The 12,717-nt window shown below is 68.9% G+C and carries 12 protein-coding genes; 2 read left to right on the top strand and 10 right to left on the bottom strand.

Annotated elements, in window-relative coordinates:
* Window positions 1-63: 63 nt before the first annotated feature.
* The 6 genes from Pmi06nite_RS19835 to Pmi06nite_RS19810 are packed head-to-tail and all read right to left on the bottom strand — an operon-like array spanning window position 64 to window position 5,838.
* Window positions 64-1,071: a hypothetical protein gene (locus tag Pmi06nite_RS19835; RefSeq protein ID WP_203954549.1), complete on the bottom strand. Its 1,008-nt coding sequence runs from the start codon at window positions 1,069-1,071 to the stop codon at window positions 64-66.
* Window positions 1,059-1,973 (bottom strand): hypothetical protein, encoded by a 915-nt coding sequence (locus Pmi06nite_RS19830; protein WP_203954548.1) that lies wholly within the window; start codon window positions 1,971-1,973, stop codon window positions 1,059-1,061. Before Pmi06nite_RS19830 ends, Pmi06nite_RS19835 begins: the two co-directional genes overlap by 13 nt.
* Window positions 1,970-2,518: a dTDP-4-dehydrorhamnose 3,5-epimerase family protein gene (locus Pmi06nite_RS19825; RefSeq protein WP_203954547.1), complete on the bottom strand. Its 549-nt coding sequence runs from the start codon at window positions 2,516-2,518 to the stop codon at window positions 1,970-1,972. The genes Pmi06nite_RS19830 and Pmi06nite_RS19825 overlap by 4 nt, the downstream gene beginning before the upstream one ends.
* Window positions 2,519-2,532: 14 nt before the next feature.
* On the bottom strand, window positions 2,533-3,369 hold the full coding sequence (locus Pmi06nite_RS19820) for a glycosyltransferase (RefSeq protein WP_203954546.1): 837 nt from the start codon (window positions 3,367-3,369) through the stop codon (window positions 2,533-2,535).
* Entirely contained in the window at window positions 3,366-4,550 is a 1,185-nt protein-coding gene (locus Pmi06nite_RS19815) for a glycosyltransferase family 4 protein (RefSeq protein ID WP_239114044.1), read from the bottom strand. The genes Pmi06nite_RS19820 and Pmi06nite_RS19815 overlap by 4 nt, the downstream gene beginning before the upstream one ends.
* Entirely contained in the window at window positions 4,534-5,838 is a 1,305-nt protein-coding gene (locus Pmi06nite_RS19810; protein ID WP_239114043.1) for a nucleotide sugar dehydrogenase, read from the bottom strand. The genes Pmi06nite_RS19815 and Pmi06nite_RS19810 overlap by 17 nt, the downstream gene beginning before the upstream one ends.
* A gap of 83 nt (window positions 5,839-5,921) precedes the next feature.
* Between Pmi06nite_RS19810 and Pmi06nite_RS19805 the strand changes: the two genes are divergently transcribed.
* Entirely contained in the window at window positions 5,922-7,112 is a 1,191-nt protein-coding gene (locus Pmi06nite_RS19805) for an acyltransferase family protein (protein ID WP_308442514.1), read from the top strand.
* On the opposite strand, the gene Pmi06nite_RS19800 is transcribed toward Pmi06nite_RS19805, so the two are convergent.
* A complete protein-coding gene (locus Pmi06nite_RS19800; protein WP_239114042.1) occupies window positions 7,083-7,994 on the bottom strand; it encodes a glycosyltransferase family 2 protein in 912 nt (303 codons plus the stop codon). The two genes, Pmi06nite_RS19805 and Pmi06nite_RS19800, sit on opposite strands and share 30 nt — an antisense overlap.
* A 341-nt stretch (window positions 7,995-8,335) precedes the next feature.
* Here Pmi06nite_RS19800 and Pmi06nite_RS19795 point away from each other — a divergent pair, with 341 nt between their 5' ends.
* On the top strand, window positions 8,336-9,223 hold the full coding sequence (locus Pmi06nite_RS19795; protein WP_203954543.1) for a Gfo/Idh/MocA family protein: 888 nt from the start codon (window positions 8,336-8,338) through the stop codon (window positions 9,221-9,223).
* A 45-nt stretch (window positions 9,224-9,268) separates the two neighbouring features.
* Here the strand turns inward: Pmi06nite_RS19795 and Pmi06nite_RS19790 are convergent, their stop codons facing one another.
* The 3 genes from Pmi06nite_RS19790 to Pmi06nite_RS43010 form a co-directional block, all read right to left on the bottom strand.
* On the bottom strand, window positions 9,269-10,333 hold the full coding sequence (locus tag Pmi06nite_RS19790) for a 2-oxoacid:ferredoxin oxidoreductase subunit beta (protein WP_239114041.1): 1,065 nt from the start codon (window positions 10,331-10,333) through the stop codon (window positions 9,269-9,271).
* The gene (locus Pmi06nite_RS19785) at window positions 10,326-12,170 is read right to left on the bottom strand and encodes a 2-oxoacid:acceptor oxidoreductase subunit alpha (protein ID WP_203954542.1); all 1,845 of its coding nucleotides are present in this window, start codon (window positions 12,168-12,170) and stop codon (window positions 10,326-10,328) included. Before Pmi06nite_RS19785 ends, Pmi06nite_RS19790 begins: the two co-directional genes overlap by 8 nt.
* 196 nt (window positions 12,171-12,366) lie before the next feature.
* Window positions 12,367-12,456 (bottom strand): putative leader peptide, encoded by a 90-nt coding sequence (locus tag Pmi06nite_RS43010; protein WP_373317314.1) that lies wholly within the window; start codon window positions 12,454-12,456, stop codon window positions 12,367-12,369.
* Between the last annotated feature and the right edge of the window lie 261 nt (window positions 12,457-12,717).

Genomic DNA, 12,717 nt, shown 5'->3' with positions numbered 1-12,717 from the left:
GGCGCCCGGCCCGTGAGGGGCAGGGCGCCTTCTCATGTCGCCGGGCCGTTGCGCGTGCTGTCCTCAGTCGTGGCGTTGCGGCGCCGGGATCGGCCCGCCGGTGTCGTTCCACACGTTGCCGCGGTTCTCCGCCAGGAACGACTTGGTGCTCAGCAGGATCGGGCAGTCGAAGAACGAGTTGCGGCCGAACCGGTTGCCCACCAGGCGGATCCCCGTGAGCGAACCGTTGAGCACCTGGTGGCTGAAGTTCAGGGTGCAGCCCCCGCCGTCGAACAGATTGCCTTCTGCGAGCGAATCGCGGGCCGAGCTCTGCCAGGCCGCGTTGGCCTCCTTCAGCCCCGACATGTCGATCCTGTTGTGCCGCAGGGTCACCCTGGCCTCGCCGCCGAACGACTGCACGCCGTCGTTGTGCGTGGGGCCGCCGCCCTGGTTGGGGTCGTGGGCGAACCAGCGCATGTCGTGGATGTAGGAGTCCTCGACCAGGGTGTCGCTGTCGGCCTTGATCCCGTCCACGCTGCCGTGCACGTTGACCCGGGAGATGCGGGTCTCCTTGGCCCAGATCCCGTCGATGGTCGCCGACGGATGCGAGGGGACGAACTCGGAGTCTTCGACGACCGTGTTGATGCCGGACTCGGTGTCGAGCAGGCCGGCGTTGTCGCTGGTGGCGCGTCCTCTGAAGATGCAGTTCCGGAACGTGATGTTCTTTCCGCGCACCTTCACGAACCCGTGGAAGTCCTTGCCCACGATGGTCTGTCCCCCCGCGGAGAACACCTGGTCGCCGGTGACGACGGTCAGGCGGGTTCCGCTGGGCACTCCGGTGGTGGCCTCGGTGGGGAAGCCCGAACGCGAGGCCATGCGTGTGACCGTCGGCGTGGGCTTCGGCTTGGGCTTGGGTTTGGGCTTCACCTTGCGGACGGCCTTCGGCGTGGGACTCGCCTTCGGAGCGGCCGGGTCGGTGGACGTGACGGCCGCCGCGGCGGCCCCGGCTGCGGCGGCCTGCCCCTGAACGGATTCGGAGGTCTGGCAGCCGACGAGTAAGAACGCGGTCGCCGCGAACATCAACCGACGCATGGCAGTGGTCCGATCGTCGAGGTGATCTTGTACTTCGCGTTGATCCGGACGATGGTGTTGCCCGACCACTGGGTGGACGCGCAGTCCACATCGGTCGGGCCGTAGTCCCATGTGCCTTCGACGACCGCGTTGTTCTTCGCGATCGTGCCGGCGGCGGCCCGCAGTCTGATCGTGTACGTGCCGCCCATGAGCAGGTTGTCGGTCACGGACACGCCCGTGTTCGGGTCGACGAGGAAGACCGGTGCGGTGTGGTCCGCCGCCTTGCGCTGGTCCACGGTGTTGTGGTGGAAGATGAGCCCGTTCCCGGAGCCGACGGTCTGGATCCCGTCGGAGTGGTCGCCGGGACGCGAGCAGAGGATCACGAACGAGTTGGTGATCTTGACGTTGTCACCGGAGACGCTGAAACCGTCCACGTGGTTGCGCACGAGCACACGGTTGGCCGTGAAGCCGGCATCCTGCAGCCCGGGGTTGGGGTCGCAGCCCGTGGCGGGGCCGACCGTCGAGTCGCTGATGGTGAAGGAGTACGTCCGGCGCTCGTAATGGTCCTGCACCTGACCGTCGATCATGCTGTTGCGGATCGTCACGTTGTTGGCGGTGATCAGCAGGTCCCCGGGGACGTGGACGCCGTCGAGGACGGTGCCGTCCTTGGTGACGCGGTAGGCGTCGTAGAAGTTCGGCTGCAACGGCTTCAGCGCCGTGCCTTCGGGGACTCCGGTGCACTCGGGCGTCGGATGGCCGGCGCACCTGCGTTCGTCGGGTGTTCTGGTCGGCCGCGGCGAACTCGCACCGGGTGACGCCGCGCTGGGCGTCCCCGCGCTGGGCGAGACCGTGCTCGGGGACGCGGGCGTACACATTGCCAGGCCGGCCATCGCCCCGGCGAGGGGCAGGATGAGTCGTCTCACGTCGACAGGCGTTCCCGCAGTTCCGCCCAAGTAGGCGCGAACCGGTCGCGATCGCTGATCGCGGACACCGGTAGCGGCCATGGGATTTTCAGGTCGGGATCGTCGTAGCGCACGGAGACGTCTTCAGCCGGGTCGTGCTCCCGGTCGATGCGGTAGCAGATGTCCGTCTGCTCGGTCAGTGCCTGGAAGCCGTGCAGGAAGCCCGGAGGGACGTACAGGGTCACGAAGGACTCGTCGTCGAGACGGACGGAGATGTGCTCGCCGAAGGTGGGAGAGTCCGGCCGCGCGTCGATCAGGACGTCGTGGACGGCGCCCCGCGCGCACCGCACCAGCTTCGCCTCGCCGCGCCCGAACCTGCCGTGCATGCCGCGAAGCGTTCCCTGCCGGGATCGTGACTGGCTGTCCTGGATGAACGCGTTCGGGTCCAGACCGTGCTCGGCCGCGACGGCGGAGTCGAAGGTCCTGGTGAACAGGCCGCGGTCGTCGCGGTGGGGCGTCGGAACGAAAAGGAGCACTCCGTCCAGCGCCGTGTGCTCAACTCGCATCTGAAAAGTCCCTTCTACCTGCTGCTCGAGTCCGTCGTCCAGACGATCTGCGCCGTGCGAGTGGTCGCTTTGCGGGACATGGAGCGATCGGCGATGAGGACGGCGAGGTAACAGGCCGCGTCCAGCGGGCTCACCGATCGTGCGGTCACCAGCCCCACGATCGAGCGTAGCCCCAGCCGCCCCCCGTGAGCCGGTAGGCCCATCTCCTCGAGTTGCCGGTTTCCGAGCCGGACGCGCACACGACGGCGCAGATGCGCCCGTATCGTCCGGGCGGGTCGCACCACCGAACGGGCCTCGGGCACCACCGCGCGCTCGTCAGGAGCGAAGCTGCGGTTCACCAACTCGTCGTCGGCCACCACGTCCGGGATCGGGAACACCCGTGCGTGCCCCGCCTCGTTGAGGGCGTAGACCCCCACACCCGCCAGGGCCCTGCGCGGGCCGATGAGCCGCTCGTGGACACGATGCACCCGCCGTGCCGTACGGCTCGCGCCGTCGAGGTCCCAATCCGGGACGGGGGAGCTCGCGAGGATGCCGGGCCGGGCCAGGGCGGCCGCCAGAGCGCGGACCGACGCGGCGGACAACTCGACATCCGCGTCGAGATACACACGGGGGAAGGCGAGGCACTCGGCGTCGCCGAGGCGCAGCGCGTTGGCCTTGCCCGGCGTGGAGGTCTCAACCACGCGCGCACCCGCCTCGCGGGCGACGCGCGCGGTCCCGTCCGTGCACCCGTTCGCGACGACGACGACGTCCAGATCCCCCGGCGCGGTCCCGGCGAACAACAGGCCGAGGTTGCGCGACAGCACGCGCTCCTCGTTGTGCGCCGGGATCACGACACTGGCGATCGGGCTCATGGACGGGCGGCGTCGTAGGCGGCCAGCAGAGCCTTCCTGGAGTTCTCCCAGGACAGCGGGCCGTGGACGCGGGCCTGGCCGAGCTCGCCCATGCGCCGGCGCTCCTCCGGGTCGTCGAGCAGGAGCGCGATCAGCTTCGCGAACTCGGACTCGTCGTTGGGAGGGGCGTACAGCGCGGCCTCCCCGGCCGAGACCTTGGCCTCACGCAGGTCGAACGAGACGATCGGACGGCCCATGGCCATGTACTCCATGACCTTGTTCATCGTGGAGACGTCGTTGAGGGGGTTGAGCGGGTCCGGCGACAGGCACACGTCCGCGGTGGACAGGTACCGCAGCAGGTCCTCGTCCGGGATGCGCCCGGTGAAGTCGACGAAGTCGGCCAGACCGAGTTCCTTGGAGAGGGCGACCATGGCGTCGAAGGTGTCGCCGCCGCCGACGAAGGCGGCGTGCCAGTCCGTACGGCCCTGCTCGTCGCGGAGCCTGGCCAGCGACCGTAAGGCGTAGTCGACGCCGTCCTGCGGGCCCATCACGCCGAGGTAGCACAACATGTACGGCTTGCCGCGCTTGAGCGACTCGTCCGGCGGGACCGAGTGGAACCGCTCGATCGCCGGCGCGCTGCGCACGACGAACACCTCATCCGGCTTCTTGCCGCCCCGCGACTGCGCGACCTCCCGGTAGCTCTCGTTGGTCGCGATGACCACGTCGGCGGTCCGGTAGGTCGCCCGCTCGAGCCGGCACACGAGCCGGTAGAGGAAGTCCTGGCCGCGGTCGAACCGGGACAGGTAGAGCTCGGGCACGAGGTCGTGCTGGTCGAAGATGAAGCTCGCTCCGCGCCGCTTGAGCCTCCGGCCGATGAGGTAGAACAGGTCCGGCGGGTTGCAGGCGTGCACGACGTCGACCGGCCCGATCCGCTTCGCGAGGCGGTAGGTGTGCCACAGGGCCGAGCCGTACTCCGACAGGTAGCCGAGCGGGCCCCCGGTCGCGGCGCGCAGGGGGTAGCGGTGGATCTTCACCCCGTCGATCTCGACTTCCCGCTCGGTGTCCCGCTTGGTGCCCTGCGGGCAGATGACGTGCACCTCCCACCCGGCATCGCGCAGTGTTGTGCTCTCCTGCCAGACACGCCGGTCGAACGGGACGGAGAGGTTCTCGACGAGGATCAGTGCTTTACCAGGCAAGGCCAACGTATCCAGGGTGTAGACGACGCGTCTGCGCGTCGGGCAGGCGGATGAGGTCGATGATGGTGCGGTCTTCGGCGTTGTCGAGGGCGGTGATGACGGCCGGGTCCTTGCAGCCGATGACGCAGACATCGGCATGGGCCATCACATCGTCCACCGAGTTGGTCAGCAACTGGCCCAGGTGCGGCAGCCTGCCCTCGATGTAGTCCCGGTTGGCGCCGATGAGGCGCGACAACGACACGTTCGCATCGTAGATCCGGAGGTCGTATCCCTTACCGAGAAGCCGCTCGGCGAGCTCGACCAGCGGGCTCTCGCGCAGGTCGTCCGTACCGGGCTTGAACGACAGGCCGAACAGCCCGACGCGGCGCTTCCCCGTCGCGGCGACCAGGTCGAAGGCGCGGCGCAGGTGCTCCTCGTTGGAGGGCAGCACGTGCGACAGGAGCGGGACCGAGACGTCGGCCCTCCTGGCGGCGTACACGAGCCCGCGGAGGTCCTTGGGCAGGCACGAGCCGCCGAAGGCGAAGCCGGGGCGCAGATAGGCCGGGCTGATGTTCAGCTTGGTGTCGGCGAGGAAGACGTCCATGACCGCGTGCGAGTCGAGGCCGAGCGCGGCGCTGACGGCGCCGAGCTCGTTCGCGAAGGCGATCTTCAATCCGTGAAACGAGTTGTCGGCATATTTCGTCATCTCGGCTACCGCGACGGGCACCCGGAACACCTCACCGGGCAGCCCCTCGTACAGCTTGGCCACCATGTCGCCGCTGGTCTCGTCGAGTTGGCCGATGACGGTCTTCGGCGGCTCGAAGAAGTCCCGCACGCTCGTGCCCTCGCGGAGGAACTCCGGGTTCACCGCGACCCCGAAGTCGACTCCGGCCGTCTTGCCGGAGGACTTCTCCAGGATCGGGATGAGCAGCGAGGTGCACGTCCCGGGGAGCATGGTGCTGCGGAAGACGACGGTGTGCCAGTCGTCCCGCTCGGCCAGCGCGGCGCCGATCTCCTCGGCGACCCGCTCGAGGTATTCGGTGGACAGACTGCCGTTCGGCGCCGACGGGGTACCGACGCAGATGAGTGAGACGTCGCTCGTGCGGATCGCCTCGGCCACGTCGGTGGTCGCGCGTAGGCTGCCGTTGCGGACGACGTCCGCGGTCAGTTCCCCGATACGCTCCTCGACGACGGGAGCCTGTCCACGCGCGATGAGATCGACCTTCACGGGATTCACATCCACACCGACGACCTCGTGTCCGCGGGCCGCCAGGCAGGCTGCGGAGACGCAACCGACGTAGCCTAACCCGAACACGCTGATTCTCACTGGGATGTGCCCCCTCTGTCGCCGCACGAATTTCATCAGTAGTCGGAGGATACGCGTCGATCGTTACGAGTATGGGCGTAATGGGAGTTGACGTGGATCGTTCCTTCCTCATTTGGTTGGATGGCGTCTGCCTGCCTCCCGGAATCGCCTACGACAGGGAATCCATGACCGAATCCCGGACTCTTCCGACCTCGTCGGAGGTGCCGACTTCTGCACAGCGCCTGCCATCTCTGACCGGTTTAAGATGGTTTGCCGCTTTTGTGGTATTTGGCTTTCATGTCCACACCGGCGACATGGCCGCCGACCCGGGATTGCGGCGGGTCCTCGAGGTGCTCTTCGCTTCAGGTTCGGTGGGGGTGCCGTTCTTCTTCATCCTGTCCGGAATGGTCCTCACCTGGTCGTCCCGCCAAGGCGACCGCCCCTCGGCGTTCCTGCGCCGGCGGGTGGCCAGGGTCGTCCCCAACCACGTCGTCACGTGGCTCGTGGTGCTCGTCATGCTCGCGGTGGTCGGGCGGGCGGCCGCGCCCGGCCCCTCGGTCACCGGGCTGTTCCTCTTCCAGGCCTGGGTTCCCGACGAGGCGTACTACTTCGGGGGCAACACCCCCGCCTGGTCGCTCTCCTGCGAGATGGCCTTCTACGCGGCCTTCCCCCTGCTGCTGCGCCTGGGGCGGCGGATCCCGGGGAACAGACTCTGGCTGGTGGCGCTGGGCCTGCTCGGCGGCATCTGGCTGGTTCCGCTCGTGTCCCAGGTGTTGTCGCCGGACCTCGCCTACTGGTTCGTCTGGGTGTTCCCGGTCACCCGCGCCCTGGAGTTCGCACTGGGCATGACGGTGGCACTTTTGATCCGGGAAGGCCGGTGGCGCGGGCCGGGTGTGCTCATGTCGTCGGTGCTCGTGCTCGCGGCGTACGCGACGGTGCCCCTCGTCTGGGAGCGCTGGGGCTGGGTCGCCTGGATGGCGGGCCCCTTCGCGCTTCTGGTGGCCGCAGCGGCCACCTCCGACCTGCGCGGCACGCGGTCCATCCTGAGGGCGCCCGCCCTGGTCTGGCTGGGCGAGGTGTCGTTCGCCTTCTACCTGGTCCACCAGCCGTTGATCGGCTTGGTCGAACGCGTGTCCGGGCATGAGGCGCCGACGCCCCACGCCGTCGCCGCCATGCTTGGCGCTCTCGCGCTTGCGGTCGGGGTGGCCTGGGCTCTCTACCGGTTCGTCGAACGGCCCATGGCGCGGCGGCTGTCAGCCCGGAAGCGCGCGGATGCGGCGTGAGGGCCTGACCAGCCACAGCACCGCGGCCCGGGCCGTGCTCCGGCCCGTCGCGGCGCGCACGCCCTCTCCGAGGAGCACGGCCAGGTAGTAGAGGAGCGACGGGAGCGGTCCCCGGCGGCGCCGGAACAGCCGCACCTTGTTGACCGTGAGCAGCGCGGCCAGCATCGGGTTGACCTTGGCGTCGCCGCCGATGTGCTCGACCACGGCCGCGGGCTCGTACCAGAGGGTCCAGCCGAGGTCGGCGGCGCGCAGGGCGTACTCCGTCTCCTCGCTGTAAAGCAGGAACGACTCGTCCCATGGGCCGATCTCGCGCAGGGCCGGTACGGAGATCAGCATGGCCGCACCTGTCGCCCACGTGGCGGGCCCCGGGCGGTCGTACCGCTCGGGATCGGTGATCACCTCGCCGAGTGAGCCCAGCCGTCCGGCGAGCCGTCCGCCGATCACGGCCTCCGCCCACGCGCCCCGCACGGTCGGCGCCCGGCGCAGTGAGGGGTGGACGTGCCCGTCCGGGCCCATCAGCCGGGGCGCGGCGATGCCCGTCCGGGACCGGCTCAGAGGCTCCGCGAGGCGCGCGAGACTTCCCTCGCCCAGGCGGCAGTCGGGATTGAGCACGAGGACCGCGTCGATGTGGTCGAGGTCGAGTGCGTCGATCCCGGCATTGATCGCGGCGGCGTAGCCCGCGTTCCTGCCGAGTTGCACGACCGTGGCCCCGGCCTTGTCCGCCATGAGGGTCGAGTCGTCCTTCGACGCGTTGTCCGCCACGATGACCTTGGCGAGATCCACACCTCGTGCTCCCGGCGCGAGGGAACTCAGGCAACCCTCCAGCACCCGCGCGCTGTTGTACGTCACGATCACGATCGCGATCCGGGGGGTGCCGGACATCAGCCGCTCCAAGGGGATTGAAACGTTCCGTCCATGCGCATGTTAGCGTCGTCAGCAGATAACGCCGGTACCGTTCCGCTTCGCCATCGAGCGGTTTCCTCAGAGTGCACGTGAATTTCATCCGGCACTCGGGCTCGATCCCGGCCTACGCCCCCCTGGTAACTGAAGATCGACTGGGAAGAGGGGCACGGGTGACCACCGGTGTCCCTGGATCGGGACATGAGTACCTCAACGCACGAGACTCTTCCGGTGTCCGGCTGTTCCTCGCCGTCCGCCGCAGGCATGAAACAGAGCCGCCCCATCGGGGTGGCGTACTGCTCCGACCAGCGGCAGAAGGGCGAATGAGACCTGTAGCAGTCGGCCTGGTCGGCTCGGGGGCGTGGGCCGCCGGCTTTCACGCACCCATGCTCGCCGCCGGGCCGGAGACCCGCCTGGCCGGCGTCTGGGCTCGTCGGCCGGAGGCGGCGCGGGCGCTGGCCGCGAAGTTCTCCGTGCCCGCCTTCGTCGACTACAGGGAGTTCCTGAGGGCCTGTGAGGCGGTCGCCTTCGCGGTCGCCCCCGGCGCACAGCCGTCTCTCGCCGGGGAGGCCGCGAGGGCGGGGCGTGCCGTACTGCTGGAGAAGCCGCTGGCGCTCACGCTGGCCGACGCCGAAGCGCTGGCCGAGACCATCGACGCCACGGGCGTTCCCAGCCAGTTGTTGCTCACCCGGCGCTTCCGGCCACAGGTGCGGGACTTCCTGCGGCGCGCTGAGGACTTCCCGGTGGCGGGTGCGCAGGCCCGGCATCTCACGGACGAACTGCTCGCGGGCGCCCACCCGGCCGCCTGGCGGCGCCGCAACGGAGTGCTCACCGATTTCGCTCCGCACGCGCTGGATCTGCTCGACGCGACAGTCGGCTGGATCAAGGACGTCAGCGCGGCCGGCGACCTGCACGGCTACATGGCGCTGACATGCCTGCACGAGGGCGGGGCCGTGAGCCAGTTGGCCCTGTCCGGCTCGATCCCCACGCCTCAGGGGCATTACAAGACGCTGGACCTGTACGGCCCGAAGGGCCGCTTGACGCTGGACGTGCGTGAACTGGCCGAGGATTCGGCGCAGACGCGGTCCAACGTGCGCTCGGAGTTCGCGGCGGCGGTCCGGAGCGGATCCTCACACCCCATCGGCGTCCACCGCGGCCTCTACCTGCAGCGCCTGATGGACCAGGTGAGCACGCAGCTCATCGGAGCGTGAGGAGGGGCCGCCTCGCCACGAGACGGCCCCCCACCCGATTTCGGCTCAGCCGATACGCCAGGTGTCTCCACCGTGGAGCAGCGCGTCGAGCGACCCCTTGCCGTCCTCGGCGGTGGCGGCGGCCAACTGCTCGGCCATGAGCTGGTCGTAGGCCGGACGGTCGACCGAGCGGAAGATGCCGATCGGCACGTGCTCGAAGGACGGGTCGTCCAGCCGTGACAACGCGAAGGCGAGTGACGGATCGGGGCTGTGCATGTCGTGGACGAGGATCTCGTCGTCGGCGACCTCGGAGCGGCGCACGACCTCCACGCCGCCGTACGGCGAGAGCCGGACGGCCTTCTCGTTCTCACCGGTGCCGAAGACGATCGGCCGGCCGTGCTCCAGCTTGACCGTGATCTCGTCGCGTGTGCTCGGGTCCTTCAGCGCCTCGAAGGCGTTGTCGTTGAAGATGTTGCAGTTCTGGTAGATCTCGACCAGCGAGGTGCCCCGGTGCGCGGCGGCCTCCCGCAGCACGCCCTGCAGGTGCTTGCGGTCGGAGTCGATGGTTCGGGCGACGAACCCGGCCTCCGCCCCGAGCGCGAGCGAGATCGGGTTGAACGGCTTGTCGAGCGAGCCCATCGGCGTCGACTTGGTGATCTTCCCGATCTCCGAGGTGGGGGAGTACTGCCCCTTGGTCAGGCCGTAGATCCTGTTGTTGAACAGCAGGATGTTGAGGTTGACGTTGCGGCGCAGCGCGTGGATCAGGTGGTTGCCGCCGATCGACAGCCCGTCGCCGTCACCGGTGATCACCCACACCGACAGGTCGGGCCGTGAGGTGGCCAGCCCGGTCGCGATGGCCGGGGCGCGGCCGTGGATCGAGTGGAACCCGTAGGTGTTCAGGTAGTACGGGAATCGCGACGAGCAGCCGATGCCCGAGACGAACACGATGTTCTCCCGGCGCAGGCCCAGTTCGGGCAGGAAGCTCTGGACCGCGGCCAGGATGGCGTAGTCGCCGCAGCCCGGGCACCAGCGGACCTCCTGGTCGGACTTGAAGTCCTTCATGGTCTGCGCGCCCTCGGCCCTGGGGATCAGGGCGAGACCCTTGCCGTTGAGTGATTCCGCACTACTCACTGTCGATCACGTCCTGAATCACGGCGGCCAGTTCCTCGGCCTTGAACGGGAGCCCTCGTACGCGGTTGTAGCTGATCACGTCGATTAGGAAGCGGGCCCGGAGCAGCAGAGCCAGCTGGCCGAGGTTGATCTCGGGCAGCAGCACCTTGTCGTAGGACCGCAGCACGTCGCCGGTGTTGGCGGGAAGCGGGTTGAGGTGCCGCAGGTGAGCCTGGGCGACCTTGGCGCCGGTCTTGCGGACCCGACGTACGGCTGCCGCGATGGGGCCGAAGGTGGAGCCCCAGCCAAGCACGAGGACCCTCGCGTCGCCGTCGGGGTCGTCCACGGTCAGGTCGGGGACGTCGATCCCGTCGATCTTGGCCTGACGCAGCCGGACCATCTTGTCGTGGTTGTCGGGGTCGTAGGAGATGTTGCCGGTGCCGTCGGCCTTCTCGATGCCGCCGATGCGGTGTTCCAGACCGGGGGTCCCGGGAACGGCCCAGGGACGGGCCAGGGTCTCCGTATCGCGTTTGAACGGCAGGTAGGAACCGTCCTCCGCGTTGGGTTCGGTCGTGAACTCGACGGAGATGTCCGGCAGGTCGGCGGTCTCGGGGACCCGCCACGGCTCGGAGCCGTTGGCCAGGTAGCCGTCCGACAGCAGGATGACCGGCGTGCGGTAGCGCAGCGCGATCCGCGCGGCCTCGATGGCGGCGTCGAAGCAGTCCGACGGCGTCGAGGGCGCGATGACCGGGACCGGCGACTCGCCGTTACGGCCGTAGAGCGCCATGAGCAGGTCGGTCTGCTCGGTCTTGGTCGGCATGCCGGTGGAGGGCCCGGCCCGCTGCACGTCCACGACGATCAGCGGAAGCTCGGTCGTCACCGCGAGGCCGACGGTCTCGGCCTTGAGCGTGACGCCGGGGCCCGAGGTGGTGGTCACACCGAGGGCGCCGCCGAACGCGGCTCCCAGCGCGGCGCCGACACCCGCGATCTCGTCCTCGGCCTGGAACGTCCGGATGCCGAACCGCTTGTGCTTGGACAACTCGTGGAGGATGTCCGAGGCAGGGGTGATCGGATAGGACCCCAGGAACAGCGGTAGGCCCGACTGGACCGAGGCCGCGATCAGGCCGTAGGCCAGCGCCTGGTTGCCCGAGATGTTCCGGTAGACGCCCTCGGCGAGCTTGGCCGGCCGGATCTCGTAGGAGACCGAGAACGACTCGGTGGTCTCGCCGTAGTTCCAGCCCGCGCGGAAGGCCGCGACGTTCGCCTTGGCGATGTCGGGCTTCTTGGCGAACTTGGTCTCGAGGAACTTGACGGTCGCCTCTGTGGGCCGGTGGTAAAGCCAGGACAGGAGGCCGAGCGCGAACATGTTCTTGGCCCGCTCGGCGTCCTTCTTGGAGATCTCGAACTCTTCGAGGGCCTTGAGGGTCAGCGAGGTCAGCGGCACGGCGTGGACGCGCCACTCGCTGAGGGACTCGTCCTCGAGCGGGCTGGCGGCGTATCCGACCTTCTGCAGGTTGCGCTTGGTGAACTCGTCGGTGTTCGCGATGATGTCGGCGCCGCGGGGCAGATCGACCAGGTTCGCCTTCAGCGCGGCCGGATTCATCGCGACCAGTACGTTGGGCGCGTCGCCGGGCGTGAGAATGTCATGATCGGCGAAGTGCAGCTGGAAACTGGAGACGCCGGGGAGCGTTCCCGCGGGGGCGCGGATCTCCGCCGGGAAGTTGGGGAGCGTCGACAGGTCGTTGCCGAACTGCGCCGTCTCCGCCGTGAACCGGTCGCCGGTGAGCTGCATACCGTCGCCGGAGTCGCCGGCGAATCGGATGATCACGCGATCGAGTTGCTGCACCTGCTTGGTCACAGCTGCTCAGTCCTCCTCGACGGCCCCGGGCTTGTCTGCCCGAAGCGCGTTCTTATGTCCATGCTAGATCCATCGAGACCGCGTTGTGTTCGCGGTGCGAATTATTGACGTGCGGACTACCCGTCCTCGTCGCGTGCGCCAGGGAGGGGGCGGGGTCCCACCGAGGGGTCGATGGCTGCGGGAGGTTACGGCGTAGTCAGTGTGGTGAACGGTCTGAATGACACAGCCCCCCCGCGAGCCGACACAGGTCCACGTGCAGGCGGGCGAAGAGGAAGGTAATGCTCACGAGGCCCAACTATACGTCCACAACCGGGACGGCGCGGGCACCTGGGCCATGGCCGGGCGCCGATGAACGCGCCCGCCCGGGGCCCGCACCGGGGCGCGCCCGGCACGATCGGTCTGACGTCGGGTTCCCCGCGGGAATCCGTGCGCGGGCGGGGAGACGGACCGGTGGGTGGCATGCGTCACATGGCGGCGCCGGACTTGACTCCGGCGTGACGGCCCGACAGGGTGTCCGGGTCAGGCCCTCGGACAGTCTGGGTCGGGC

The organism is Planotetraspora mira (assembly GCF_016863275.1).
GTDB classification, from domain to species: Bacteria; Actinomycetota; Actinomycetes; order Streptosporangiales; family Streptosporangiaceae; genus Planotetraspora; species Planotetraspora mira.
The sequence above is the reverse complement of the archived record's forward strand: the minus strand, read 5'-3'. Positions and strand labels throughout refer to the sequence as shown.

Coding starts and splice junctions, on each gene's coding strand:
- Pmi06nite_RS19835 (WP_203954549.1), bottom strand. CDS start 1,071: ATGCGTCGGTTGATGTTCGCGGCGACCGCGTTCTTACTCGTCGGCTGC.
- Pmi06nite_RS19825 (WP_203954547.1), bottom strand. CDS start 2,518: ATGCGAGTTGAGCACACGGCGCTGGACGGAGTGCTCCTTTTCGTTCCG.
- Pmi06nite_RS19820 (WP_203954546.1), bottom strand. CDS start 3,369: ATGAGCCCGATCGCCAGTGTCGTGATCCCGGCGCACAACGAGGAGCGC.
- Pmi06nite_RS19805 (WP_308442514.1), top strand. CDS start 5,922: ATGGGCGTAATGGGAGTTGACGTGGATCGTTCCTTCCTCATTTGGTTG.
- Pmi06nite_RS19800 (WP_239114042.1), bottom strand. CDS start 7,994: ATGTCCGGCACCCCCCGGATCGCGATCGTGATCGTGACGTACAACAGC.
- Pmi06nite_RS19795 (WP_203954543.1), top strand. CDS start 8,336: ATGAGACCTGTAGCAGTCGGCCTGGTCGGCTCGGGGGCGTGGGCCGCC.